The organism is Rothia sp. HMSC065D02 (assembly GCF_001815285.1).
Taxonomy (GTDB): Bacteria; Actinomycetota; Actinomycetes; order Actinomycetales; family Micrococcaceae; genus Rothia; species Rothia dentocariosa.
This window is the reverse complement of record NZ_KV820091.1, coordinates 130,736-156,682: the sequence shown is the minus strand read 5'-3', so window position 1 is coordinate 156,682 and position 25,947 is coordinate 130,736. Positions and strand designations below refer to the sequence as shown.

The window sequence follows — 25,947 nt, the reverse complement described above, 5'->3', positions numbered from 1 at the left end:
CGGCATGATGATGCTGGTACGAGGGGTACGCATAAAATTTTTCCTGGATCGATATAGGGTTAAAGGCCGTAGTTACGTTTGACATAAGCGCCGTAGAGCACGCGGTATAGCTTTGGCGAGAGCTTCAAAAGAGCACCCGCAGCACCCATGAGCGGGCGTGAACGCAGAGTCGCAAAAACCTGACCCCACGAAAGCTGTTTTCGGCATGCGGCGATAACGCCGGGTGCATCCGAACCGCCTGCAAGAAGAGCCTGCTGCGCATTATTGAGAAAGGTGACGCTTGTAGATGCGGCAAAAGCGTTTTTGCCTCGCGGGGTTTTCAGTAAATCTCCGGCAACGCGGCGCATATAGTCAGTGTGGCGAATACTCTCTTCAACGGGTGTGATGCGCCCCCAGGTCAGCCCGCCCTGTTCCATCCTGTAGGTGTAGAGGTGATCGGTGATGCCAACCAGGCGCTTCGCCTTCATGCAGCAGGCGAAGACGACGAGGGCATCTTCGGCGCGATGAATGTCTTCGGCGAACCGTACCCCATCAAATAGCTGGGCACGGAAGATTTTATCGCACATAAACCCGGTGTAGCGGTCTTCCAAAAACTCAATGGCAATATCTTCGCCTTCGTGCACTCCGGGGGTAACTTTTGCCCGGTGCACTTCGGTACCGTCGCTGTGTCTGATGGTATGCCCGCATACGGCGATGTCGGCATCGTGAGTGCGCGCCGCCTCGTGAAGTTTTTCGAGGAATTCGGGGTGATATTCGTCGTCTGAGTCGATGAAGGTGATCCATTCGCCGCGGGCGGTGTCGAGTCCTTGGTTGCGTACGGCGGAGACGCCTTTATTTTCGGAGTTGTTGAAGATGTGGATGCGGGTGTCGGGGTTTTTCTTGTGGTAGTCGGTGATGATGTCGGCGGAGTCATCGGGGGATCCGTCGATCATGATGAGCAGTTCAAAGTTGGGGTCTGTTTGGTTTCGGACGGATTGTATGGCGTTGATGACGGTGTTGGCGGTGTTGTAGACCGGCATGATGATGCTGGTACGAGGGGTACGCATAGGATCTCCGTCTTCGTAGGGTAGTCTGCTACTCATGCTACCGCGAGTATAAGAGTTTACCTATCGGAAGCATGTTTAAGACGGATAAAGCTCCCGCAGGCTCCCCTGTAGGCGCGGGGAATCTGCGGGAACTTCTAGCCTGAGAAAGCTCAGGATCTAAAACCTCGAATAGATTTTAGACGCTTTCCTCTTGGGCGATCTTCTCTAACAGCGGCAGAATGCCGGGGCCTTTTTGCCGGTTTTGGAGGGAGCACGTATTACCTGCGTTGTGAAACGGAATGTGAGGTGCTCTCAGCTGCGTGCGAGGTTCGTTCTGTGCGCCAGTTTAACCACAACCTGATGATGGTTAGCGCCAGCGCAGCCCAGGCGCTCGCCTGCTCATGGCTGAGCAGACCGTACACCTGCAGAAGAGTGGCTACCGCAGGAATGATCGCGTTGAGATGCTTAAACCAATTGAACCGCTGAACTGCTCGGTATTTTTGCTGGCGCGGTTTTTGTGTGCGTGTCATATCGTCCTTTCTGCTGGTTGAGATGCGGCGGCGGGCGGCAGGTTCTATCTAGAGGGGTATGCTGTGGGACCTTGTGCCAGCATACCCGAAACGAAAGAGAAAGTCATGCGTTTTGATTGAATTATTAATGCAAAATACGATGAAAGCCCTGGAATTTCGGGCAGAATGCATGACTTTGTAATATTTATGACCTGAAAAATAAATCAGTCTGCTAGACTGGTGGCATGGCTATCGGTGACTACATCAAATACAAGACAGGACTCTCCCAGCGGGCGCTCGCCGCCGAACTCGGTATGAACCCCAACGCTATTCAGCGGCGATTCTCGGGTGCTGGAGTGATGGATGTAGAAACCCTCGTCAAAATAGCCGACCGCTTCGGGCTTGACCTGCTCGACCTCATGGTTGAAAGCGGGCTTATCACCACCGCACGCGCTAAATCTCTGCGGGTGGGCGGGTCTATTCGCGATGTTTCCAACGAAGACTTAATGGGCGAGGTGCTGCGCCGCATGACGGCGGTGCAAACTCGGGAACAGTCGGTGCGTGCCGCGGTACCCCCCGCCACCCCCGTGGAGGTGCCTGCCGCCGCATCCGCTCAAGCTGGGCGAGCAGTCGCGGGTGCCGCGAGCGGTGCAGTCAGCGAAGGGGAGCGCAAATACACGGCAGAGGACTACGCCCTGGCCGCAAAGCGCGGCGAAATCTATGACAGCGAGGAGGGATTCTTTGGTGCCTAGCTACGATCCCTACACTCATGCACATACGCTCGGGGTCGATATAGTCTGGGGAACGCCCGGGCACGGGATGCTCGGTCGCTACGACCACGCCAGCCGCACCATTACCCTGCGCGAAGGAATGCGCACCCGGCAAGAACGCTCCGTACTTGCCCATGAACTCGTGCACGCCGTGCGCGGAGATGAGCACGACGCCTGGGACGCATCCTACAGTGCCCGCCGTGAGCGCAGCTGTGACCTGCTGGCCGCAGAAAATCTGATCGACCCGGAGGATCTGCGCCGCGCCGCCGCCTTCTATCCGGATAACCTGCCCGCGCTTGCCTATGAGCTTGACGTAACCGAAGAGCTTTTGGTGATTTACTTGGATGCGCATCCGCTTACCGTGGCGCAGGCGTAGCTTTAGCGAGGGCTCGCTGCCGCTAGAAGCGGCGCTTTTCGGGTATTTGGGTGAGCAGAAATTTCGGGAGCATTTTCTTCATCCGGGAGCACTTAAGCCGCTCCCGCATGAAGAAAATGCTCCCGCTTTACGGGCGAGTATATTGCTGCCAGCGCCCATTCTTTGTGTGAAAGGTGCACGTCTATATCTTCTATAACAGATAGCTGTTACTATTAAGGCATCTGCTATAGAAAGGATAATCTCATGAAAGCCCTCAACATCACGCAGTACACCGGCATCGACGGGCTGCAGTACCAGGACGTGCCCGAACCCACCCCAGGCCCCGGGCAGGTTACCATTCGCGCAGAATACGCGGGAGTCGGGTATGTTGATGCGCTTCTCGCCGAAGGCATGGCAGAGCTTCCGCTTCCCTGGGCACCAGGTATCGAAGCCGCGGGGCGCATCCATGCCCTCGGTGAAGGAGTAACCGACCTGCGCGTGGGAGATAAGGTCGCGGCTCCGCTGACCCTGCTGGGTTCAGGAGGCGGCTTCGGCCAAATCTGCCTGGCGCAGGCAAACCTTGTGGCACCCCTGCCTGCGGGCATGAACCCGGCATTGGCGGCGGTCGTTCCTGCTAATACCCCTACAGCCCTTGCGGCGCTCGAACGCACGGCGCGTCTGCAGCCCGGCGAACACGTGCTGGTGCAGGCCGCTATGGGCGGTCTGGGCACGCAATTCGGGCAGGTCGCCAAGCTTATGGGCGCCGGAAAGGTGGTCGGCATTGTCAGCACCGAAGAAAAACGCCGACTCGCCCTCGACCTCGGCTACGACGAGGTGTGGCTGCGCGATGAACTTGCGGATAAGAGCGGGCGGCAATTCGACGTGATTATCGACCCGGTTTCTGGACGCAACCGCCCCGAACTCCTTAAACTTCTGCGTTTCGAGGGGCGACTGATCGTGGTGGGCAACGCCGCTCAAGACGGAGATCAGCCGGTGGGCACCAATACCTTCTGGTTCGATGGCATCAGCATGATGGGTTTCAATATCGGGCTGCTCTCCAATGCCTACCCCGATATTTTTACTGCCTACCTGCGCCGTGCTTTGGCGTTGGTTGCATCCGGCGAGGTGACGGTGCCAATTCAGGAGGAAGTCGATATTCGCGACGGCGCCCAGGCTTTAGAACGGCTTCGTGCCGGTAAAACCATCGGAAAGTTCGTCTTCAGGCATGAACCATACGGGGAATAAGCCCAAACGGGAAGATAGATAAAAATTCCGGGGGGCGATGGTTAAGGCTTTGAAGGATGCGCTCCCAAGGCAAACCATCGCTCCCGGAACTGTGTTCATGCCACGCGCTCGGAATAAAGCCCCTCAACGCATGCAGCTTTCCGGCTAAAAACACGACAGGCACCGGAATGTATGCAAATGCCACGAATACGGGTTTAATGCCTCAAAAACGACGCGAAAAGCTTCAAATATTGCTCAGAGCGGAAGCATATGTGATTTATCTCCGCAATAAAAATATTTTCCTGCCGTATTTCCCTAAAATGGAAGCCTGCACCGGTGTACAGGGTATAAGCTAGGAAGAGATTACACACAACGCCGTATAAAACACAGACAGAACGTCACAGAGAAGTGATACAAACTTCGGAGGCATACCTTGTCAGTGAATGACAACGCTATGAAACGCTGGTCTGGCGATGATGCGTGGATTGAACAGTATTACCAGAACAGCCCCGTTGAAGACCGAGAAGTCTTCTCAACGGAAGAACTAGAAGAGTTAGCGCGAGCGCACCGTGCGCTCGCTGAGACGCGCGAACCCAATACCCCTGCGGTTACCGTGCATAACGACGAATACTCCACCACGCTGCTCGTCGTCACCGACGATATGGGGTACCTCGTCAGTTCCCTCACCGCCGAAATCGCCTCAGACTTCGGCGGCGTCTACTCGCTCTTCCACCCCATCTTCATCGTGGATCGCGACCCCAACGGAAAACTTCTCTCGGCACGCGGCGCCGGTCGCGCCAGTAACCTTGCCAGTGGCGATACGGCAACCTACGGGCTGCCCGTGCTCTCAGCGAAGGACGGCAAGCTCACGGCGCATCCCATGATCGAGTCTTGGATCGCGATTCGCCTCACCCGCAAGCTCAACGACGAAGACAGCGAACGCCTGCGCGCTACCGCCCTGAAAATCCTCGACGATATTAAAGCCTGCGAAACCGATGCCGAAGCCATGGCCGAGCGCGTGAATACCATCGCCGAATCCCTGGATGCGCTGCGCGGCATAACCCTCGGCGAAGGCGAAGAATCTTTCACCGCGCATCCCGGCGGTAACGAACCTTCCTCACGTATTGAAATCGCACAGGACTTTTTGCGCTGGCTCGCCCGCGGCAACTTCCTCTTTATGGGTATCAAAGAGCGTCTGCTCGACGGCTCCTCGGGGGTACTCGAACTGGCAGACCGCCCTCACTCGGCACTGGGTATCCTGCGGTCCACCGAAGGGCAGCACCGCATCCGGCTGGAAAACGACACCCTCGCTCGCGCGCTCAGGCCGCGCCCACTCTACATTACGAAGGCGAACACCCGCTCCACCATTCAGAGTACCGACTACCTCGACTACATTGGGGTGCGCCGCTTCAACGCGAGCGGGCGCGTGGTCGGCGAATACGTGATTCTGGGGCTGTTTACCCGCCAGGCATACTCTCTGCCAGCCATAGAAACCCCGCTCATTCGCGAACGCATCGCCATGGTGCGCCGTCGCCTGGGATTCCACCCCGGCTCTTACTCCGATAAGATGCTCATCGGCTTCATCGAAGACTACCCGCGCCTTGAGCTCATGCACGCCACGGTGAATACGCTCACCGAAACTTTCCGCGGCATTATGGGTCTGGAGGAACGGCGCAAGACTCGCCTTTTCCTGCGCCCCGACCAGTTCGCACGGTTTATCTCTGCGGTGGTGTATCTGCCGCGCGATCGGTACAACACCTCTGTGCGCACCCGCATCCAGCAGGTATTCCGCGAAGAATTTGATTTAACCGCCATCGACTACCAGATTTACCTCTCGGCATCGTCGCTGGCGCGTGTGTTTTTCCGCATCCGGCTCGCCGACCCGAACGTCGTGCCGGATGTTGATGTAAGCGCCCTTGAGAAGCGCCTGCAAGCCGCTACCCGCTCCTGGGGAGAGGCTACCGCCGCCGCGCTTGAGGGCTGGAAACCCGGTGCAGAAGGACGCCGGCTCGCCTCCGCCTGGGCGGAAGCCGCGCCAGCAACCTACCGCGCCGACTATGAAGTAGAAAACGCGATCGAGGATATTGTGATTTTTGAATCTCTCTCGGGTGATACCCAAAGGCCCGCCGCTATCAAAGTCGAGACCGGCGACTTAGCTACCACCCGTCTGAAGACCTACCTGTCAGCACCGCATACCCTCACCGAGCTGCTCCCGGTGATGCAGAATATGGGACTGGTCGTCGTTGACCAAAGGCCCTACGAGTTCGCACCCGAAGATGGGCAGGACTACGGATACCTGTACGACTTTGGTGTGCAGTTCCCCGAAGGTGTAGACCCGCACGCTGTCGCAACGCTCTACGAGGATGCGCTCAACGCCTACCTGTTGGGAGAACGCGACTCCGACACCCTGGACCGGCTTATCTTAGCCGATGGGCTCACCTGGAAAGAAGTTCGCTTATTCCGCGCCTTCAACCACTACCTGATTCAGCTGGGTTTGGGCTACACGCCTTCGTTCATGTCAAATACGTTGATGGCGTACCCGCAGATCGCGAAGCTTTACGTCCAGTTCTTCCACACTAGCTTCGACCCGAACAATGGGCTCACCGATGAGCAGCGCGAAGCTCAACGCGAAGAAATCCTGGAGCAGATTCGCGAAGAACTCAACAAGATTCCAACCCTGGACGCTGATCGCTACCTGCGCTCGCTCCTGAAAATTCTCAAGGCTATTCTGCGCACCAACGCATACTTGGGTCGAGAAGCGCTTGCGTTCAAGATTGCGCCCGAGCAGATCGATTTTGCGCCTCTTCCGCACCCCAAGTTCGAGATTTTCGTATACTCCCCGCGTGTGGAAGGTGTGCACCTGCGCTTTGGCAATGTGGCGCGTGGCGGTCTGCGCTGGTCCGACCGCCGCGACGACTTCCGCACCGAGGTTTTGGGCCTGGTCAAGGCGCAGATGGTCAAGAATGCCGTTATTATTCCGACCGGTGCCAAGGGTGGTTTCTATCCCAAGCAGCTGCCCGATCCCGCCGTGGACCGCGACGCCTGGATTACCGAGGGTCGCGAATCCTACAAGGTCTTTATCCGCTCCCTGCTGGATGTGACCGATAACCTCTCCGTTGCTACCGACGGCACCGAAACCGTAGTACGCCCTGAGGGCGTGATCGCCCGCGACGGTGACGACTACTACCTGGTGGTTGCCGCCGATAAGGGGACTGCCGCATTCTCGGATACTGCAAACGCGATCAGCGCCGAGTATGGGTTCTGGCTGGGCGATGCGTTCGCATCCGGCGGCTCGGTTGGCTACGACCACAAGGCGATGGGTATTACCGCCCGCGGCGCGTGGGAGTCCGTCAAACGTCACTTTGCCGAACTCGGCCACGACTGCCAGAGCGAAGAATTCACCGCCGTGGGTATTGGCGATATGTCCGGCGACGTCTTCGGCAACGGCCTGATGCGCTCCGAGAAAACCCGCCTGGTCGCCGCCTTCGATCACCGCGATATTTTCCTGGATCCAAACCCGGACCCCGCCGTCTCCTTTGAGGAGCGCGTGCGCCTGTACAAGCTGCCGCGTTCTTCGTGGCAGGACTACAACCGCGAGCTGATTTCTGAGGGCGGCGGCGTGTACTCGCGCGGTTTGAAGTCCATTGAGATCACCCCGCAGGTGCGCGAGGTGCTGGGTCTTGAGGACGATGTTACCGAGCTGGCACCCTCCGAGCTGCTTTCCGCGATTCTGAGGGCTCCGGTTGATCTGCTCTACAACGGCGGTATTGGTACTTACGTGAAGGCATCTACCGAAACGAACGCGCAGGTGGGCGATAAGGCAAACGACGCCCTGCGCGTGAACGGCAACGAGCTGCGCGCCAAGATCGTGGGCGAGGGCGGCAACCTCGGCTTCACCCAGCTGGGTCGCGTGGAGGCTGCACGCAACGGGGTCATCATCAATACCGACGCCATTGATAACTCCGCAGGTGTGGAAACCAGTGACCGCGAGGTGAACATCAAGATTCTGGTGGACCGCCTAGTGGCACGCGGCGAGCTTGCCCCGGATGAGCGGGCATCGTTCATCGAATCCCTGCGGGACGAAGTCGGCGCCAAGGTGCTTGAAACCAATGTTGAGCAGAATGTTCTGCTGCAGGGTGAATTCAACTATGGAACGTTGGGCATTGACGTCTATAAGCGCCTGATGCGCGATCTCGAAAAGCACGCCGGTCTGAACCGTACCGTCGAGTTCCTGCCCACGGATAAGGAACTGCAGGCACGTTTCGACACCACCGGCGAGATGCTGACCCGCCCCGAGCTTTCCGTGCTGGCCGCCTACGTGAAGATTTACCTCACGCACGCTCTGGAAGAGACCGACTTCGCAGACGATCCTTACCTGGAGGGTTTGCTGCGCGAATACTTCCCGGCACCTCTGGTGGAGCGTTTCGGCGAGTACCTGAATTCGCACCCGCTGCGCAAGGAGATTATCTGCACCCGTGTTGCCAACGAGATGGTGAACCTGGGCGGCATCACCTTCGCTTACCGTGCGGTCGAAGAAACCAGCGTTGGGGTGGATGCGGTCGCCCGCGCCTTTATCATCGCCCGCGAGCTCTTCGAGCTGGGTAAGGCCGCGAAACTGCACCGTGAACTGCCCGCACATACCTCCCTGGATGCATGGAACACCGTGCTGCACGATGATCAGCGTGTTCTTGACCGCGTGGTGCGTTGGTTTATCGCCGAGCGCGGCGTGGTCGCGGGCAACCCGCTCAGCTCCCTGCTGGAACGCTTTGGCGATGTGGTGGAGCTTCGCAAGAACCTGCCCGCATACCTCTCGGATGTTTCCCGCGCACGGGTTCGTTCCAAGCGCGATGCTGGCGAGGCTTGGGGTCTTCCCGAAGAACTTATTGTTATCTGGATTCGCGGCTTCGAGGGGTACGCTCTCCTGGATGTTATTCGTTCTGCACGCGATAACGACTTCAAGGCGGTTGAGCTGGCACCGATTTACTTCGCAACCTACGACCGCTTCAAGGTTGATGAACTGCTCGGCCTCATTAGCGAGCTGCCCCGTAACGACCGCTGGGAGACCCTCTCTCGCCAGGCCCTGCGCGGCAGCCTCTATGAGACCGCCGCAGAGCTTGCAACGTCGGTGGCGGAGGAAGACGCAGGCCACGCACCAAGCAACCCCGAGGGGGCTTTGCAGGCGTTGGATTCCTGGATTAAGAACCACCCGACCCGTGTGGGCAATATCGACCGCATCTTTGAAGAGGTTCGCAATGCCGAGCCCGACAGCGCATCGCACCCGCGCCTAGCCGTGATCTCGGTGGCGCTGCGTACCCTGTCGAGCGCATCCTAAAGCTCTTCTTAAGATATAACAAAAGCTGTTCCCTCTCCGCCCGCGTGTGGGTGGGGCAGGGAACAGCTTTTTGTCGTCGTGTCGCGGTGTGATGCTGATTAAAATGAAGAATATTTTTTAGCCGATATTCCGCTATTTATCAGGGATTTTTAAGTATTTCAGCGCATGGCGCGTGAGATATTTTTGTGCACATCTGACGGTAAACCCCGCAAACTTGGTTCGGTACCGCTATACTCAAGTAGTAGTGAAACCTTGTGATGCATGTATGCGGCTTGCCCGGCCTTAAAAAGCGGGGGATATGTGGCATAAATCCCAGTTGCGGGCTGCGTGTCAAAAATAGTTTACACGTATACAATACAAGGGGTTGAAATCCCGAAAACCGATCACCTAGTCGTTCAGCGCAGTTTTTCCTGCGCGTAGCCCATCCCTGCCCTTAAACCACAGGTACAGGGGCAATATACATATAGGCATTAGGTGAGAATAGCGCTGAAAGAAGTTCCCGTCTTGTCTTCCCACCATGCAGACATCCCGAAAAACCGCTGGAGCTGGAGACTCCTCTACAATTTTCTTCTCTATGTATCTCCCGTTGCACTCCTAACAGTCGCATTCCCGTTCGTAACCCCCATTCTCAGCAAGAACTATGTGGGGTCGGTACCGCTTATCCAGATTATTCTGGCGGCGTCCATCGTGGTTCCCTGGCTAAGCCAGGCGGTATGCATGCCTATTTACCGCGCCCTCGAATCCGAACATCTGAAAGTTGAGGATGCGCGCCGCGAGGTTCAGGAAGAAGCGGCGATTCTCAAACGGGACCATAAATCCAAAGAGGCGCAAGAACTTCTTGCTACTCTCGATACCGACCCGAAATATCAGCATATTAGCGAGCTGAGGGCGTTTAGCCGCCACTGGGGCTACCTCTATCTGGTGGGTCTGCCCATCGCGTTCCTTTTCGCCATTCCCGTGGTGCTCGTACTGCACTGGGATATGGTGGCGCTGGTATCCTTCCTCTTTTTGAGTATGCTCAACGTTGCGTATGCGCAGCTGCTTATTGTGCCGAACGTGGCAAAAAACCGTCCGCTGTGGTTCTTCGCATGGTTGGGCTACACGATTGTTCTGCTGACTTTGCCGACCGTGTGGTTCCTGCCTCCGCTGGTAGGGTCGGCCATTCTGTTCAGCGGTATTGGGCGTGAAATTAAGCAGCTGTTCCACTTCAGCCGCCTTCCCCTAGGAGCCGCCTACCGCGACGTCATTCGCGGCCTGCTGACCGGTTCTATCCTCTGGGCTGATAAATACGTGCTCTTCTTGGTGACGAACGGCAAGATCGACGTTATCGCCATCTACATGAGCCTGGTTCCCTGCGTGATCGCCTACAACTACTTCTTCGTGGTTGAATCTAACCGCGTGAACGGCTCGATTCAGCGTCTGTGGACCCTCTTCAATAAACTTCCCTTCAATGAAATTGAGCCGGAGGCGCACGCTGTAGTGCGTATTTCTCACGCCTCCGTGCGCAACACGTTGATTGTCTCAGTTATCTGCTCGGTCATTACGGGCATTCTGATGTATATCTTCGTACCGAACACCTTCCCGCTCGCCTATGCGGGACTGACGGTGGCATGGTTGTTCCTGGCGATGGCGCTCTTCATCTATCAGCTGGAATACATGACCATGTTTAAGACTGTGCACATTATCTGTGCGGTACACCTGCTGATCGTCACTGTCGCCTTTTCAATCATCCCGAACGATGGCGGTTATCTGCCCATCATTATCGGCGAAGCAATTCTCGCCCTCGTCACGTGGATACTCTACCGTCGTGCCTGGGCTAATCCCGAATACTCACTCTTCTGGCGTCGTGCCCTAGCCTGGTAGATGAGAGGTCATATACATTGATAAACACCGCAATGCGTAACCACTATGCCCCGCTGCAATTGCCCGCGCCGGGACCCCGAACACCCGACCCTGATTATCCTGAGGTCGATGTTGCGCTGGTGATGGAATCGACCTACCCCTACCTTAAGGGCGGGGTTTCCGCAGTGGTTCACGATATTATCGTGGAAAACCCGAGCATCAGCTTCGGAATTATTCATATTTCTTGGGATAGTAAACAGGAACTTAAAGACCTGTACGGTATGCCCGAAAACGTCAAATGGGTGAAGGTGATCTACCTGAGCCTAGAGGAGCATAAGGAAGAATTCGCCCAAGAATGTAACCCGAAAAACCTCAAGATGAATCGTCGCCAACGCAAGAAACTGGTGGCGAGACTTATGAGCGCTTTCGATGCTCTTATTCACGGCGATGTAAACCCGCTCTGGTCGTTCTACGATGAAGGAATTAACCCCCGCACCCGCACCTACTCACTCTTCGCCCTCACCGGCACCCGCGAGTTTATGGAGGCAGTCGGTAACTGGGGCTTCCTCGCACAGGTTCCGTTCGGCGAACTCTTCTGGGAGATCCGTAACTTCGTCTCTATCGTGTACGCCCTGCTGCATGAGCGCCTGCCCTATGCCCGCGTGTACCATGCCCACACCACCGGCTACGCCTCACTTTTGGGCGCTGCGGGTGCGCGCGATTACGGCACCAGCTTCCTGCTGACCGAACACAACCTGTATGTGCGCGATACTATCAACACCAAGCTGGAACGCAATATGGCCAAGCCCGTCACCACGGATTACGCCTTCCTGAAGGAGCCGCGCGATAAACCCGAGCTGGGTCCCGTCACGCTCGAAGAGACCGCGTGGTGCGTCTGGTTCCTGGAAATGGGACGTTTCTGCTACCCCAGCGCCGATATGGTGACCTATCTGTACCCCAAAGCGATTGAAGAGGCACGCGGTATTGGCGCGCCCATCGATCAGTACAACGAGGGTGAAGAAGACCGCGCGGTCGTGCTGCCGAACGGTATGCTCATCGAGAGCGTGTACCCGGCGTATGTGGGGCGTCAGACTGCCCGGGCGCGCATCCTGGCGGAGGGTCGCGGGCACATGTGGCGTTTCGTGTTTATTGCGCGTGTGGTGCCCATTAAGGGGCTCACAGACCTCGTGAAGTCGCTTGCGCTGCTGCGCGATGCCGGGCTCGACAACTTCCACCTGGATGTGCTCGGGCCGAAGAACCACATGCCCGAATACTATGAGCTGTGCGTGCGCACGATCGAAGAGCTCAATATGGGCGACTTCATTACCTTCCACGGCACCGTGAAGGTGCGCGAAATGCTGGACCGCTTCGACGTTCTGCTTATGCCCAGCTACAACGAAGGTCAGCCCATTGTGGCGCTGGAAGCGATGGCGGCATCCATTCCGCTGGTGAGCACCGATGTGGGCGGTATGTCGCAGCTGATCGATGATGTGCTGGTCACCTCGGATGGCAGTGAGATAGGTAACTGCGGTATTCTAACCATTCCGGGCGATGTCGAAGGCTTCACGCAGGCGCTTCGCACCATGATGGAGGAACCCAGCATCTATGAGCGGTACTGTGTTAACGCTTACAACCGAGTTGTAAAGTTCTTCCAACTTCGCCTGGTTATGGACCGTTATGACCAGATATACCGTAAGCTAGGTAAAATACCTCAGCGAGTTACGGAGCAGATTGAAGAATGAGCGATAATTCTCTACGAGCCGGCACTCCGGGAAAATTTGGTGCCTGGATTCGATACGGCGGAGACCCTATATCGGAAGAGCAGCTGGCCTTTGCGGCGCAGAACTATGCGGTAGCTATTCTGCAGCCCTGGGAGCTGGATGCAGCACGCTACCTCAAAGAGCAGTCACCTAATATGGTGGTACTCGCCTATAAGTGCCTTTCTTCCAGTCGCGCCTATGAACCCGGCCCCATCTACTCTTCCGGTGTCTCTTATAAATATGCGCAAGATCTTCTGAACACAACCGGTAAGGATTTGTTCGCCCGCCGCCTAGACGGCTCTCTGATCGAGTGGTCGGGGTACTGGCAGCACTACCAGATGGCGGTGTGGAGTGCCGACTACCGCTGGCAGTGGGTGCACTCCGTGGTGGAAGAACTGCGTAACTCGCCCTTTGACGGCGTGATGGCTGATAACGACGTAGAGAATGATTATTACGGACTGAACCTGCCGATTCAGGGCGTTGAAAGCATCACCACGATTCGGCAGCATCTCGACTTTTTGATCTCCTTCGCCGGTATTGAGCTGAATAAGATCGGCAAAATCCTGGTACCTAATATTGCCGAATCGCGCCTGCGCTGGGGCAAATGGGAGAGCCACAGCGCCTACGGCGGCGGATTTGAGGAAGTGTGGCTCGGCTGGGGCGCACAAGAATTCCTCAGCGGCGCCTACGCCACCATGCAGGGAAACCATATTGGGCGCGGCGCTGAAGGTCTGGTAACGCTGAATGCGGTGCAGGACCGCTCGGGCGATGCCTACGGCGCTGTGAATACCCAGCAGTCCCTTCCTAAGGTCACGATTTTGCGCACCCCGCACGGGTACTCGACGTCGCCGATTAGCGGCACGGATGAGAATCTGCTGTATGGTCTGGCTGGGTTCTGGGTTTTTGGAGGCGGTCGCTTCACCGGCATCAACGCAACTCAGCACGATGCCTATGACGGTACTCCGAACGCGCCCGAGCTGTCCTTTGACTTGGGGGCTGCATCCGGCGAGATTGAGGCTCAGGACAGCGTGCAGACCCGTGCTTTCACGCACGGCTGGGCGGCTCTGAATACGAGCGACCGCACCACGATGGTGCGCGTGCCGCAGGATCAGGGGCTCGTAGATGCGCAAAACAACGCGGCACCAGCCACCCTCACCTTAGAAGGCCACCGCGGGGTTATTTACCGTAAGCGGTAATTTTAAGGTCTCTTGCTATAGCGTATATACGGCGGTATTCCGTGCTTGATATATAGCACGAAATACCGCCCTTTATCTGTATAAAACTCGGGTATGTATTCCTGGATATTATCTTCGTTGCGTATTTATGTCTGGGATATATTGCGCGCAGGGTGGAGGCATTTCAACTCTGTGTAAGCGTTTGCACGTTCTGAGACAGTGTATGTAGTATATATCTACAACGCAGATTATAGATCTGCATCACTCTAGAGGAGGTTGCCATGAAATATATCGTGGATTTTATGTTTTTGAATAATGCAGCGGGTTTTCTTATGACGAAAACCCATTATTTTAAAATTTTATATCAAGAAAGACATTGCTTGTGTTGAAAATAGCTAAATATAGTAAGCATGAGGCAATTTTCTTATCATCAATAGTTATTTCAACTCTTGGTGATTCGATGATACCGATTGCTTTTGCGCTCTCTGCCGTTGAGCTTGAGAATAGCGGATACGGCTTTACTGCAGTTCTATTGAGTCTCTGGGGTGCACGTCTTTTTGGGTCAGTGCTGTACCGCAGGTACGGTAATATACTCCCCCTTATCAGGACCATGATATACGCAGATGTTATCAGGTTCTTAGCACAGTTCATTCTCGGAATTTGGGTCATAGCAGGCTACAATTCCATACTGTCTCTGTGTATTTCATCATGCATTTACGGATTGGGAACTTCTTTCTTTGTCCCTTCCAGGTATACGCTAACTCCTACACTTGTTGCCGAAGATATTCTTACGAGCTTCAATGCTTTTAGTAATTTTTTCACGGATGCTTTTGGAATTTTAGCTCCCGCAGTATCCACCTTCATATATCTTGTCTACGGGTTTCCCGTTATCTTATTCATTGACTCTGCTACCTTTATGGTCGGAATATTTTTACTCATATTCCTCATGAAGGCTGTAGGGCAAAACGGATCAACATCTGCCAACGATCATGGGTCTTCTTCCGGTGCTTCCTCCCTGGCAAAAGTTAGTTTTCCCCGATGGATCGTAGCGGGAATAGCTGCGTGGTCGTTAATCTCTTTGGCTCTAGGGTTTTCGGGTGCTGAAGGCCCGCATCAGATGATTTCACGTTTGAATGAGGAATCCTGGGCTGCTGTTGCAACCTCCCTTGCTTTGGGCTCTATAGCAGGTTCGGTAAGCATCCTGATAGGTGTTTGGAAGAAAGTCTCCTGGCGTTACCTTGCCGTAGCTACCGCCGTTCTCTTGGGTCTGCAAATCTATCTGTATGGGTACGGCACGCAGATTATCGTGATCTTCATGTGCACCTTTGCCGCATCTTTGATCTTATCCGCCGCTGCGGTGTCATGGGATGTGAAGGTGCAAACCTCTTTAGAACAGGATGAACTGCAGTCGTTCGCCAATATAGACAGTATTGTCTCTTCAGTGGCGGTTCCCCTCGGAATGCTGCTCTACGGTATCGGAGGCGTCTGGAATATCTCACATATTCTCATCCTCCTTATTTCAATACTGGTTACGCTCAGCGGGTCCTTGTTTTTGGTGACGAAAAGAACCTAAAGACGCCTAAACGTGTGTACACCTTGAGCGTTGCGCTGGGTCAGTCTGTGTCACATGATACCGTCAGCCGCAGCGCCGTCTCACTCTAGAAGGCCACCGCGGGGTTATTTACCGTAAGCGGTAATTTTAAGGTCTCTTGCTATAGCGTATATACGGCGGTATTCTGTACCCTGCCCGGGGTGGGAATACCGCCTATCTGTTACGTGTACTGACAACAGACCGGAATGAAGTCCGTTGCATGTCAAGAAACAGGCTGATTCACAGCGCAGCAGCCCTGTACTGTGGAACAAGCGGTTGGAGACAGCCAACCATTCTCGTGGTGCTGAGTTTAAGGAGTGAATTACAGTGAATATTCTTTTGATCGACGGCGGTAAAGCATTCGGCCACTCGGCGGGTCGCCTGAACCACACCCTGCATCAAACAGCCCGTGATACGTTATCGGCGCTCGGTCATCATGTGCGAGAAACTGTGATTGACGACGGGTACGATATTCACCAGGAAGTAGAAAAATTCCAGTGGATGGATGCGGTCATCTGGCAGATGCCCGGTTGGTGGATGCATGAGCCGTGGACCGTGAAAAAATATATGGACGAGGTGTTTACCGCTGGCGCGGGCACCCTGTACGCTAATGATGGTCGCAGCAGCGCCAACCCCACTGAAGGATACGGTACGGGCGGTCTTCTTCAAGGGCGGCGGCATATGCTGTCGCTGACATGGAACGCGCCTCGCGAAGCTTTTATCCGGGAGGGCGACTTCTTCGAGGGAGCCGGGGTAGATGCCCTCTACATGCACTTTCATAAAGCTAACGAATTCTTGGGAACCACCCAATTACCCACCTTTATTTGCAATGATGTGATTAAAAATCCGCAGGTCGAACAGTATCTCGCCGACTATACTGCCCACCTCAACGAGGTCTTCGGTCGGGCGTAAGGGTTTATAACCTGTATACCCTCATATGCATGCCTGAGGAGACGGCCTCACGTGAAAGCTGACCGCAGAGAATCAGATGCAGATTCCTCCATCGCATCATGCCATCACCAGAAAGGTAGTTAATATTATGGCTGCTGAAAACAATGAACGTTATCTGCGGGGGAAAGAAGTACTTGCCCGGGTAGAGCAGAACCCTCACGGATCTATTCTTGATAGCTTAGCTTCTTTTTCACCTGACCTAGAACGGTTCGTCGTGGAGTTTGGGTATGCAGATGTTTTTGATCGGGAAGGGCTATCCGATCAGGCCCGCCAGCTCATCACCATATCTGCTTTAGCCGCACTTGGGAATGCAGCTCCGCAGCTGGAATTCCACATTAATGGAGCCCTCAATGTGGGCTGTTCTCCTGAACAGATTATCGAGACTTTTATCCATGTGACCATATACGCTGGTTTTCCCGCTGCATTAAATGCTGTCTCTGTTGCTCGTAAGGTTTTCACCGAACGCGGTATTGACGTGAACTTAGATACGCATAGTACCGAGCCCGCCAAGCGTTTCGAGGTAGGTTCTTCATTTCTTGAGCGTGTAGATGGAGCTGGCGGCGAGGCTGTGGTTGAATCGCTTCAAGACATTGCACCAGATTTAGGTCGCTACATTGTCGAGTACTCATTTGGCGATGTTTATTCTCGGCCCGGGCTGAGCCTGTGGGAGCGTGAACTGGTCTCTGTATCTGCGTGCAGCGCTTTAGGAACGTGCGTGCCTCAGCTGCATGTTCATATCAACGGCTTCTTGAACGTAGGCGGCACTCAAGACGAACTTGTGGAGCTGATGATCCAGATAGCGGTCTGTGCAGGATTCCCCGCCGCCCTAAATGCTATCGCCAGTTTGCGGAAAGTATTAGCAGAGAATAATGCATAATTACGATGCGCGAGAAGTGGTGAAACCAAGGTTTTAAAAAGTGGTTCTGTTCGCAGGGCAGTACATAAAAATATACGGGTGATTCCCTGATATATTTTCAGGGAACCACCCGTATATTCTTATCAAGTTATATAGCCGAATGGCTATATATACTACTCAACCCTATTTTGTGGGGTATGACGGTGCTTCTTCGCCAGCCATACGTTCGAGCACGCGCACCACCTGGCAGGAGTAACCGAACTCGTTATCGTACCAAACATACAGGATTGCCGAGTCATCGCTGACGACGGTGGCAAGCGCATCCACCACACCCGCGTTACGGGAACCCACAAAGTCGGTGGAGACAGCCTCATGCGAATCGGAGTAACCAATCTGGCGGCGAAGTTCACCATTGAGGGCAACCTGGCGGAAAACCTCGTTCAGTTCATCCTTAGAACCGGCGGGCTTAGCCAGCTTCACGTTCAGAATAGCCATCGAAACGTCCGGGGTGGGAACGCGAATAGCGTTACCGGTCAGCTTGCCCTCCAACTGGGGGAGTGCCTTAGAAACAGCACGAGCCGCGCCGGTTTCGGTAATCACCATGTTCAGCACTGCCGAACGGCCGCGACGATCACCCTTGTGGAAGTTATCAATCAGGTTCTGATCATTCGTGAAAGCGTGCACGGTCTCCACGTGACCGCGTTCCACACCGTACACATCATCAAGAACCTTCAGCGCGGGGGTAATCGCGTTGGTCGTGCAGGATGCCGCCGAAAGAATCTTATCGTCGTCGGTAATGATGCTATCGTTCACGCCGAAGACAATATTCTTCATATCGCCCTTACCGGGAGCGGTCAGCAGAACGCGGGAAATACCGGGGCGCTCAAGGTGCTGGGTCAGACCCGGAACATCGCGCCAGCGACCGGTGTTATCCACCAGAAGCGCATCCTCAATACCGTACTCGGTGTAATCCACAGTGGTCGGATCTGACGAGTAGATGAAACGCACCGGCAGACCGTTAGCAATAATGGTGTTGTTCTCAGCATCTACCTTAATAGTGCCCTTGAATGGACCGTGCACCGAATCGCGTGCCAGCAAAGAAGCACGCTTCTCAAGGTCGTTTTCGGTATTCTTGCGCACTACCACAGCACGCAGGCGCAGGTTTGCACCCAGCGATGAGGAACGCTCCAGCAGAATACGTGCCAACAGACGGCCAATGCGCCCGAAACCGTAGAGCACCACATCCTGCTGCTTGACGGTCTCGCCCTTCTTGCCAACCGATGCGCCAACCTGCTCGGGCAGCCACATGGAGAAGTCGGGGGAACCCGCATCAACATGCTGGCGATGCAGAGCCGCAATGTTGATCGAGCAGGGACCAAGGTTAAGGTCAAAAAGCGCCTGAACCAGCTCTAGTGTGTGCTCGGGGTTCAGCGGGGTTCCATCAACCTTCGCGGCACCATCATGCAGGCGCAACAGCTGAATAACGGACTTATTAACCAGGCTGCGACCGTGAATATTAAGAACTACACCGTTCTCGCGGTTTAGCTTACCGATGAGGGGAATCATCTCTTCGGCCTGGGTTTCGCGGGCAATCCACTGCTCGTGAGTGTTTTCGGGAGTCGTCACTCTTGACCTTCTTCCTCAATGGACATCTTCGTCGGAATTTGTTGTTCGTGCCGATGCGCATGCCCAATTCATCGGGCCGCACGCAACCGACTCTGCTTTAAGTCTAACCGCTGCGGCGAACGGTTTTATTCCCTCACGCCGTCGAATCTGTGAAATCTAGCACGCTTTGCACAATGCGCTACGCCCGAAGCCAATAAAGCCCACACAAGCCCTCACGCAAGAAGCGAAAACAACGGGGATAACACACAGAAACACACTCCACCGCGAGGCAACCTTGAGTAGAATTGAGACATGTTAACTGTCATCGGTGAAGCACTCGTAGACGTCGTCCACAGCAACGACGCCCCCATGCACGCATACCCCGGCGGATCTCCCCTCAACGTCGCCGTCGGCGCCGCGCGGCTAGGGCACAAGACCCGGTTTATCGGCCACTACGGAACCGACGAACACGGCGCCAGCATCGCCGCGCACCTGAGCGCATCCAAAGTGCAGGTACCATTCGAGCCGCGCGCCGCACGAACCTCAACCGCGCAGGCGTATATTGGGGAAGACGGCGCGGCACGCTACGAATTCGATATCGACTGGAGCCTCGACAGCTACGCCGACGACATTCTAGCCCTAGCCCCCAGCTGCGAAGCGCTGCACACCGGCTCTATCGGGGCGATGCTCGAACCGGGCGCCCACGTGGTTGCTCAAGCGCTCACGGCGGCACGAGAAAGCGCTCTCATCAGCTACGATCCAAACTGCCGCCCCACCATTATTAGTGACCGTGCCCTCGCCCAGAGCTGGGCAGAAAAATTTGCTGCGCTCGCGTCGGTGGTGAAGGCAAGTGACGAAGATCTGACATGGCTATATCCTGACCGTTCCCTTGCAGAAACCGCGCATGCCTGGCTCGACCTCGGTGTAGAGCTGATGGTGATAACCCGCGGTGAAGGCGGGCCGATCGCTTACACCCGTGCATACCCCAACGGGATTGAAGAACCGGCCTATCGCGTGGAGGTTGCAGATACTGTAGGAGCGGGCGATTCGCTCATGGCGGCGCTGATCGCCGCGCTTCTCGACAGAGGCATCAGCGGTGCTCAAGCACGCGCCAAACTTGCCGCACTCACCCGCGAAGATATTCAAAATCTGCTACGATTCTCCGCAACGGCGGCGGGAATTACCGTCTCGCGTTCCGGAGCGAACCCGCCCACCCGCGAAGAACTTAACGCCGTACTCAACGGCTAAGTCAGCCACCCAACCTAAACGAGGAGGACTACCGTGACTAACAACCTCGGCACCGCACCCCTGCCGCGTGAACCCTACGCTGGGCTGCCCGACCTGCCGCTCTTCAACCTGACCTCCACCGACCTTGAAAACGGCGCCGCCGCGCCCACCGCCATGCTCTCGGCGCTCTTCGGCGTGCCCGGCGGGCAGGATCAGTCTCCACAGCTGAGCTGGTCGGGATTCCCCGAAGAGACCAAATCCTTCGTTGTCACCTGCTACGACCCGGATGCGCCCACCCCCAGCGGGTTCTGGCACTGGACCGTATCAAACATCCCCGCATCGGTTACCGCGCTTGAGACCAACGCGGGCGCTATCGTCGGCGGTCAGGGTGGCGCGGCGCTTCCCGCCGGGGCGATAGCGCATCGCAACGACGCCGGAACCCCCGGATTCGTGGGTGCGGCGCCTCCAGCAGGGCACGGGCCGCACCGCTACATATTCTGCGTGACTGCCGTGGACGTACCCGAACTTGAAGTAGACGAGAACACCTCACCTGCCGTGGTGAACTTCAACCTCTTCTTCCACGGCATCGCGCGCGCCTTCTTAACCGTCACCTACGCAGAACCGGCGGCTTAGGCGCTTATTCTCGCATGATTAAGCTCATCGCCAGCGATCTGGACGGCACGCTCATCGGGCCTGATTTTCGTTTTCGCTCCCGCACCCTGCACGCCCTAGAGGCGGCGCGTGCGGCGGGCATCGACATCGTGTTCGTGACCGGGCGCCCGAGCCGTTGGCTTACCCCGCTGCGGGAACAAACCGATTTTGACTCCTACGCCATTTGCTCGAACGGTGCCGTGGTGTATCATCTGGGCGCCAACGAAGTAGAGGCGGTTAACGGCGCCGAACCCGCTGTGATTGAGCGTGCCCACACTCGGCTTGAGCCGATATTCCCCGAGGTCACCTACACCCTCGAAACCGTGGATACCGTCTACATTCAGGGGCCGCACGACGGGGGAGACGTGCTTGAGGGCGCTCGCGTGGTTGAATCCTCTATGGCGGAGGCATTCGTGGCGCTTGGCGATACTCCGATCATTAAATACCTGGTTCGGGTGCCCGGTATGGACCCCGATATTCTGCATGTGCGTGTGGCGCAGACCGTGGGTGAGCTGGTGTCGGTCACGCGTGGGGTTGTGGGCGAGCCGCTGATCGAGATGGGCTCGAAGACCGTGAATAAGGGGAGCACTCTCGCCCAATTTGCCGCAAGACACGGTATTGAGGCGCATGAGGTGATGGCTTTTGGCGATATGCCTAACGATGCCGAAATGCTGTGCTGGGCGGGCCGCGGGTATGCGATGGCATCCGGCGAGCCTGCGCTGATTAAGAAGGTGGGGCGCACCTGCCCGCCCTTCGGGGAAGACGGCGTAGCGCAGGTGATCGAGTCGATGCTTCGGGGGCGCGGTGAGGCACAGTACCGAGCGATGTAGCCTCGCGACTGCATGCCATGCGGCCTCATTCAAATCCTCATCTAAATTTTTGCCTCTCATCTAAAAAGTTTTGGATGAGAGGCGTATTTTTTTGGATGAGGGAGCCGTCGAAAGTACGTACTGGGCATGAAACGGTCATCTATATAGAAATAATTCTTTCTATTATCGCCTATACTAGAAGTAGTTATTTCTATATGAGGGTATGGAGATTATGGCGTATATTCCCACCAAGGTGCGCCGGGCCGCGCGGACGATAGGCGAGCAGCTGCGCATCCAACGTAAACTGATGGGTCTGACCGCCCAGATGGTTGCGGAACGTGCAGACATTACGACCGTGACCCTGCGGCGCATTGAGCAGGGCGAATCGGTGCGTACTGACGTACTTTTCCGTGTGTTGCGGGTGCTCGGCATGCTGGATGCGGTCGTCACCGCTACCGACCCTTACCTCACGGATGTCGGCCGCCTGCGTGCCAGCGAAAAACTACCCAAGTCGGTGCGCATCCCTAAAAGCGAAATGGGCTGGTAACTATGAGTGAAACAGTGCAGGTTACGACAGTGGCAGGCGACCGTGAGGTAATCGCTGGTCGTCTTTTCATCAACCGTGGAACCGGAGTATTTCACTACGATGCAGCATATCTAGCGAATCCTGCCGCCTACGCTCTTGCCCCATCGCTCCCTCTTGTTGCTGGCGCACAGCCCCTTGATGGGTTGGGCGGGCTGAGCGATTCTGCCCCTGACAGGTGGGGACGTAAACTCTTGCAGCGTGCACGAAAACGCACCTCGCTCAGTGAGTTCGACTATCTTTTGGGGGTAGATGATGCCGGGCGGCAGGGGTCTTTACGATATTGGATAGACGATACCCCGTTAAGCTCCGATGGTACGGGTATACCCCATGAGCTGGATTTGCCCGAACTGCTGACGACAGCGGATGCTATAGAGCTTGATCCGTCTGCCGTAGATGATATTCAGGCGCGGCGTCTTTTCCGTGCTACCGGCTCGCTAGGCGGCGCCTGCCCAAAGGCAAATGTGCTGATCAATGGCGAGTTGTGGCTCGCAAAGTTTCCTAAGCCTGTGGGTGATGAGTGGGATCTCATGGGGTGGGAGTACACTCTCAACCGCCTGGGCGCTGATCTGGGTATTATCGTGCCGCAAGCGCGCCTGCTGAAAATTACCGATATTAATGGTGAAGATCGGCATATCTATGTGGCGCGTCGTTTTGACCGCCTGCAGGACAGTCGGCAGCGCATCCCCTATATTTCTGCGATGACGGCACTGGAAGCGTCCGACGGCGATGGCGGGGACTGGGTCGATGTGGTGGAATATGCCCGAGAAGAAGGCGCAGATACCGAGCAGCTGTGGAAGCGCGCTATGCTTGGGGTGCTTGTGGGGAATACCGACGACCATTTGCGTAACCACGGGTTTTTGCGGTTTGGGCGTGAATGGGGAATAGCCCCGTGTTTCGATATGAATCCAACCCCTGACGGTGATACCCATCAGCTGGCTCTCTTCGGCGATCCCTCATATGAACCTTCTGCGCTTGTCTCTAAAGATTCGCTTTCTCTTTTTGGAGTATCTGAGCAGGATGCGCACGGCTGGCTGCGAACCGTAGCTCCTCTGCTGGAACGTGCCCCGGAACGCGCTCGCGGCTATGGGGTGGATGCGCCCAGCGCCTCTGTGATGCGCCCACGTTTTGAGCGTGCAACACAAGCAGTGCGGGAACTGAGGGATTAGAAGTTTATGATAAGCGGTGTATTTCAGAGAGTTATTTAGCGATAAAATATAAATATATTTTTAAAGTATAGATAATGCATGAACCCTTGGAGTATAAGCATAGCATTATGAAATGCCTCTATAGATCGTGAAATAAATTTATATAAAGCTGACATGCTTAATATTTAAATTAAAGTTAAGTATTTGTGTAGATAAAATTTACTTTTATTTTTTGCCAGATATTTGACACGGGTCAAAAATATGCCTATATCGAGAATCAGAGTTATTTTTTATACTCATCATCCGAGTTTTTCCTTTTGAAAAAGGAATAATAAACGATCTGCACAAACACAACTACAATGATGAAAAGGATTATTGGAACTAGTATGTATTGGGGTATATCTGTATGCCTATCCAATATATCCAATCCAAAGATAACAATAAGGAACGCCATTAGGTAGTCTGTTTTTGTCTTCATATTTTTATTATAACATTCATTTTGGAGGGTTAAAGTTGAAGGGTAAAAGGCTTATAGCTTCTGTTCTTGCACCTGCCCTAGCTGGCGGTGTACTTGTGGTGCTTTCGCCACCAGCACATTCTCATCCTTGTGGGTACTTTACTGAGTGGGAAGAGCATGACTCGTGGGCGCATTTGTCAATTTTTGGCTTTTTCGATGTAGATCCATTCGGAGGCAAGCGAGAAATTGCACACTATGGGCACTGTACTAATGACGGCTCCAATGTTAAAGTCCACGTGGATACAGCACAAGGAGGGGAAGAGCTTTGTCTTCAGCCGGGTGACACACGTCTTGGGTTCACGAGTATGCATAAGAAAATTTCTAATGCATACGCAATAGGCTCATGTTAGGAGGCTTTATTTCTCATGAAGAGTAAGTCCAAAATATTTGCTGCGGCTCTGATCACTTCTACATTTTTTGCAATATCAGGTTTTGTTTCTGCTGCTCCGGCTCATGCGGCGTCCCCGTGTGGATGGACCGCCGATGAAACGTGGTGGTTTCCGGATGAATATGCTGAAGCCGGAACTTATAACCACTGTGGTGATGGCAATATGGGTGTTAAGGTTCAACATACATATGCTGAACGGGATATATGTGTTACTCCTGGAGAAACCAGGCTATTTGCAGATCCTGCCATTGGTGCTATAACTTTCGCGTATGCTACGGATCCGTGCTAATCGTATACCGTAATTTTGCGGTTCCATGTTAAAGCTTAAGCAATCGAGTATTGGCGGGGGTAATATTTTACCTCCGCCAATACATTCTTAACTATTTAATCATTAAAGGATACATTATATAATCTAAAGCGAAAAATTTGAAGTGGCAGTCTCATTACTGCTTGGTATCAGAGTAGATGATTGTACTCAAAATATTTTCAGACGGTTGATGGGAGTGTGGCTAATGAGTGCAGGGTAAAGTTCTGTATTAATTTAATTATTCTAACTAGGCAATCACGCTTACTTCTAGACAGTTAAGTTGTTTTTCATTATGCTTATTATGATTCAAGGGGTGGCTCTAAGCGCAAGTTACCAAATTCTTGATAAGAACTTGAAGTCTGAAAATCTATAGGGTACGCACGGTTAAGAGCTATTTTTTTTAGTAACACAGAAGTCGTATACAATTTTTGCAAAGACAAGAATGAAGATGATGAGAACTGTCGGAACTGTTACGTATTCAGGGATATTTATGTTCCAGTCGAGAAGATCCAATCCGCACATAATAATGAGTAGGGTCATGAGGTAGTTCGATTTCGTCTTCATCTTTCCCACTCTAACATCACCGAGTGCAAGAATTCTTGCACCTATCAGCTTTATAAAGCCATATAAAGCTGATAGGGTGGTGTGTACAAGGGAAGGAGTGCATCATGCCTAAGAGTTTAGCGACCGAAGAGTTCATCACAGGTGTTCTGCACGATACTGAGCGGCGCATCCGTGAACAGATCGATCGGGGTGAAATCACTCCCACTGCCGAGTCTATGCAGGAGCTCTCGAACGCGCTCTCGCATACGGTTGAAGTGCGCAAGGGTGCGCGGGGGTCTGGGAAATATATTGGCAAGGTGAAAGACAGCCGCAGCACCCGCGAATACCTTGGCGGCATCAGTCTGCAGGCCCTCAACGATAGGGTGCGCAAGAACAATATTCTGCGCCTCAAAAACAAGGCGGGACGTAACGGATATCCGGTTTTTCAGTTCAAAGACGGGGCAGTGGATCCGCAGGTTCGGCAGGTTATTAAAATATTGTTAGATAGCGGCCTTACCGAGTGGGGTGTAGCTTTTTGGCTTGCTCGTCCGTCGAAATTCTACGATAATCGCCCCGCAGTCGAGTACATGAAGGACTCCGAAGAGAACTTCAAGCTCGTTGTGGCTCATGCTCATGAGGACGCTGCTAACCGGAGGGCAAACTACTGATATTTCTTGATGGGACAAAAGCGGGAGCGTTTTCTTCATTCGGGAGCACTTTAACCGCTCCCGAATGAAGAAAACGCTCCCGGAACTCAAGGGATTGTGGGCAAGCCCAGC

At 54.6% G+C, this 25,947-nt stretch carries 21 protein-coding genes; 18 read left to right on the top strand and 3 right to left on the bottom strand.

Annotated features, from left to right (window positions below; all coding sequences use genetic code 11):
* Nucleotides 1-59: 59 nt before the first annotated feature.
* A complete protein-coding gene (locus tag HMPREF3016_RS07165; protein WP_070741346.1) occupies nt 60-1,046 on the bottom strand; it encodes a glycosyltransferase family 2 protein in 987 nt (328 codons plus the stop codon).
* A gap of 257 nt (nt 1,047-1,303) precedes the next feature.
* Nucleotides 1,304-1,555 (bottom strand): hypothetical protein, encoded by a 252-nt coding sequence (locus tag HMPREF3016_RS07160; protein WP_070741343.1) that lies wholly within the window; start codon nt 1,553-1,555, stop codon nt 1,304-1,306.
* Nucleotides 1,556-1,779: 224 nt separating this feature from the next.
* On the opposite strand from HMPREF3016_RS07160, the gene HMPREF3016_RS07155 reads away from it, so the two are divergent.
* The 10 genes from HMPREF3016_RS07155 (at nt 1,780) to HMPREF3016_RS07110 (ending at nt 17,411) form a co-directional block, all read left to right on the top strand.
* Nucleotides 1,780-2,286: a helix-turn-helix domain-containing protein gene (locus HMPREF3016_RS07155; protein WP_070741340.1), complete on the top strand. Its 507-nt coding sequence runs from the start codon at nt 1,780-1,782 to the stop codon at nt 2,284-2,286.
* Complete coding sequence (locus HMPREF3016_RS07150) at nt 2,279-2,680, top strand: ImmA/IrrE family metallo-endopeptidase (RefSeq protein WP_048755387.1); 402 nt, start codon at nt 2,279-2,281, stop codon at nt 2,678-2,680. Before HMPREF3016_RS07155 ends, HMPREF3016_RS07150 begins: the two co-directional genes overlap by 8 nt.
* Before the next feature lie 243 nt (nt 2,681-2,923).
* Nucleotides 2,924-3,904 carry a quinone oxidoreductase family protein gene (locus HMPREF3016_RS07145; RefSeq protein WP_070741336.1) on the top strand — a complete coding sequence of 327 codons (981 nt, stop codon included), beginning with the start codon at nt 2,924-2,926 and terminating at the stop codon, nt 3,902-3,904.
* 433 nt (nt 3,905-4,337) lie between these two features.
* Nucleotides 4,338-9,215 (top strand): NAD-glutamate dehydrogenase, encoded by a 4,878-nt coding sequence (locus HMPREF3016_RS07140; protein WP_246828509.1) that lies wholly within the window; start codon nt 4,338-4,340, stop codon nt 9,213-9,215.
* Between the two features lie 504 nt (nt 9,216-9,719).
* Nucleotides 9,720-11,078, top strand: coding sequence for a hypothetical protein (locus HMPREF3016_RS07135; protein ID WP_246828508.1), 1,359 nt, complete (start codon nt 9,720-9,722; stop codon nt 11,076-11,078).
* Nucleotides 11,079-11,110: 32 nt separating this feature from the next.
* Complete coding sequence (gene pelF / locus HMPREF3016_RS07130) at nt 11,111-12,799, top strand: GT4 family glycosyltransferase PelF (RefSeq protein ID WP_048755385.1); 1,689 nt, start codon at nt 11,111-11,113, stop codon at nt 12,797-12,799.
* Nucleotides 12,796-14,013, top strand: a complete 1,218-nt coding sequence (locus tag HMPREF3016_RS07125) for a putative glycoside hydrolase (RefSeq protein ID WP_013398084.1) — start codon at nt 12,796-12,798, stop codon at nt 14,011-14,013. Before pelF ends, HMPREF3016_RS07125 begins: the two co-directional genes overlap by 4 nt.
* Nucleotides 14,014-14,938: 925 nt before the next feature.
* Nucleotides 14,939-15,565 carry a hypothetical protein gene (locus HMPREF3016_RS11155; RefSeq protein WP_210399795.1) on the top strand — a complete coding sequence of 209 codons (627 nt, stop codon included), beginning with the start codon at nt 14,939-14,941 and terminating at the stop codon, nt 15,563-15,565.
* A 345-nt stretch (nt 15,566-15,910) separates the two neighbouring features.
* Nucleotides 15,911-16,495, top strand: a complete 585-nt coding sequence (locus HMPREF3016_RS07115; RefSeq protein ID WP_070741324.1) for an NAD(P)H-dependent oxidoreductase — start codon at nt 15,911-15,913, stop codon at nt 16,493-16,495.
* 127 nt (nt 16,496-16,622) lie between these two features.
* Nucleotides 16,623-17,411, top strand: coding sequence for a carboxymuconolactone decarboxylase family protein (locus HMPREF3016_RS07110; protein WP_070741321.1), 789 nt, complete (start codon nt 16,623-16,625; stop codon nt 17,409-17,411).
* Between the two features lie 162 nt (nt 17,412-17,573).
* On the opposite strand, the gene HMPREF3016_RS07105 is transcribed toward HMPREF3016_RS07110, so the two are convergent.
* Nucleotides 17,574-19,016: a glyceraldehyde-3-phosphate dehydrogenase gene (locus tag HMPREF3016_RS07105; RefSeq protein ID WP_070741318.1), complete on the bottom strand. Its 1,443-nt coding sequence runs from the start codon at nt 19,014-19,016 to the stop codon at nt 17,574-17,576.
* A gap of 291 nt (nt 19,017-19,307) precedes the next feature.
* On the opposite strand from HMPREF3016_RS07105, the gene HMPREF3016_RS07100 reads away from it, so the two are divergent.
* The 8 genes from HMPREF3016_RS07100 (at nt 19,308) to HMPREF3016_RS07065 (ending at nt 25,836) form a co-directional block, all read left to right on the top strand.
* Nucleotides 19,308-20,243, top strand: coding sequence for a carbohydrate kinase family protein (locus HMPREF3016_RS07100; protein WP_070521474.1), 936 nt, complete (start codon nt 19,308-19,310; stop codon nt 20,241-20,243).
* A gap of 33 nt (nt 20,244-20,276) precedes the next feature.
* Nucleotides 20,277-20,855: a YbhB/YbcL family Raf kinase inhibitor-like protein gene (locus tag HMPREF3016_RS07095; RefSeq protein ID WP_080972601.1), complete on the top strand. Its 579-nt coding sequence runs from the start codon at nt 20,277-20,279 to the stop codon at nt 20,853-20,855.
* Between the two features lie 14 nt (nt 20,856-20,869).
* The gene (locus HMPREF3016_RS07090) at nt 20,870-21,703 is read left to right on the top strand and encodes an HAD family hydrolase (protein WP_070741315.1); all 834 of its coding nucleotides are present in this window, start codon (nt 20,870-20,872) and stop codon (nt 21,701-21,703) included.
* A gap of 211 nt (nt 21,704-21,914) precedes the next feature.
* Entirely contained in the window at nt 21,915-22,229 is a 315-nt protein-coding gene (locus tag HMPREF3016_RS07085) for a helix-turn-helix domain-containing protein (RefSeq protein ID WP_004005858.1), read from the top strand.
* Between the two features lie 2 nt (nt 22,230-22,231).
* The gene (locus HMPREF3016_RS07080; protein WP_048753525.1) at nt 22,232-23,434 is read left to right on the top strand and encodes a type II toxin-antitoxin system HipA family toxin; all 1,203 of its coding nucleotides are present in this window, start codon (nt 22,232-22,234) and stop codon (nt 23,432-23,434) included.
* 552 nt (nt 23,435-23,986) lie between these two features.
* On the top strand, nt 23,987-24,280 hold the full coding sequence (locus tag HMPREF3016_RS11460) for a DUF6355 family natural product biosynthesis protein (RefSeq protein WP_371440324.1): 294 nt from the start codon (nt 23,987-23,989) through the stop codon (nt 24,278-24,280).
* Nucleotides 24,281-24,295: 15 nt separating this feature from the next.
* Entirely contained in the window at nt 24,296-24,607 is a 312-nt protein-coding gene (locus tag HMPREF3016_RS11000; RefSeq protein WP_141744127.1) for a DUF6355 family natural product biosynthesis protein, read from the top strand.
* A gap of 686 nt (nt 24,608-25,293) precedes the next feature.
* Nucleotides 25,294-25,836, top strand: a complete 543-nt coding sequence (locus HMPREF3016_RS07065) for a hypothetical protein (protein ID WP_006888496.1) — start codon at nt 25,294-25,296, stop codon at nt 25,834-25,836.
* Nucleotides 25,837-25,947 lie beyond the last annotated feature (111 nt).

Bases quoted from the DNA above. Each gene is read 5' to 3' on its own strand.
- HMPREF3016_RS07165 (WP_070741346.1), bottom strand. From the start codon at position 1,046: ATGCGTACCCCTCGTACCAGCATCATCATGCCGGTCTACAACACCGCC.
- HMPREF3016_RS07160 (WP_070741343.1), bottom strand. From the start codon at position 1,555: ATGACACGCACACAAAAACCGCGCCAGCAAAAATACCGAGCAGTTCAG.
- HMPREF3016_RS07155 (WP_070741340.1), top strand. From the start codon at position 1,780: ATGGCTATCGGTGACTACATCAAATACAAGACAGGACTCTCCCAGCGG.
- HMPREF3016_RS07145 (WP_070741336.1), top strand. From the start codon at position 2,924: ATGAAAGCCCTCAACATCACGCAGTACACCGGCATCGACGGGCTGCAG.
- HMPREF3016_RS07140 (WP_246828509.1), top strand. From the start codon at position 4,338: ATGAAACGCTGGTCTGGCGATGATGCGTGGATTGAACAGTATTACCAG.
- pelF (WP_048755385.1), top strand. From the start codon at position 11,111: ATGCGTAACCACTATGCCCCGCTGCAATTGCCCGCGCCGGGACCCCGA.
- HMPREF3016_RS07125 (WP_013398084.1), top strand. From the start codon at position 12,796: ATGAGCGATAATTCTCTACGAGCCGGCACTCCGGGAAAATTTGGTGCC.
- HMPREF3016_RS11155 (WP_210399795.1), top strand. From the start codon at position 14,939: ATGAAGGCTGTAGGGCAAAACGGATCAACATCTGCCAACGATCATGGG.
- HMPREF3016_RS07110 (WP_070741321.1), top strand. From the start codon at position 16,623: ATGGCTGCTGAAAACAATGAACGTTATCTGCGGGGGAAAGAAGTACTT.
- HMPREF3016_RS07100 (WP_070521474.1), top strand. From the start codon at position 19,308: ATGTTAACTGTCATCGGTGAAGCACTCGTAGACGTCGTCCACAGCAAC.
- HMPREF3016_RS07090 (WP_070741315.1), top strand. From the start codon at position 20,870: ATGATTAAGCTCATCGCCAGCGATCTGGACGGCACGCTCATCGGGCCT.
- HMPREF3016_RS07085 (WP_004005858.1), top strand. From the start codon at position 21,915: ATGGCGTATATTCCCACCAAGGTGCGCCGGGCCGCGCGGACGATAGGC.
- HMPREF3016_RS07080 (WP_048753525.1), top strand. From the start codon at position 22,232: ATGAGTGAAACAGTGCAGGTTACGACAGTGGCAGGCGACCGTGAGGTA.
- HMPREF3016_RS11000 (WP_141744127.1), top strand. From the start codon at position 24,296: ATGAAGAGTAAGTCCAAAATATTTGCTGCGGCTCTGATCACTTCTACA.
- HMPREF3016_RS07065 (WP_006888496.1), top strand. From the start codon at position 25,294: ATGCCTAAGAGTTTAGCGACCGAAGAGTTCATCACAGGTGTTCTGCAC.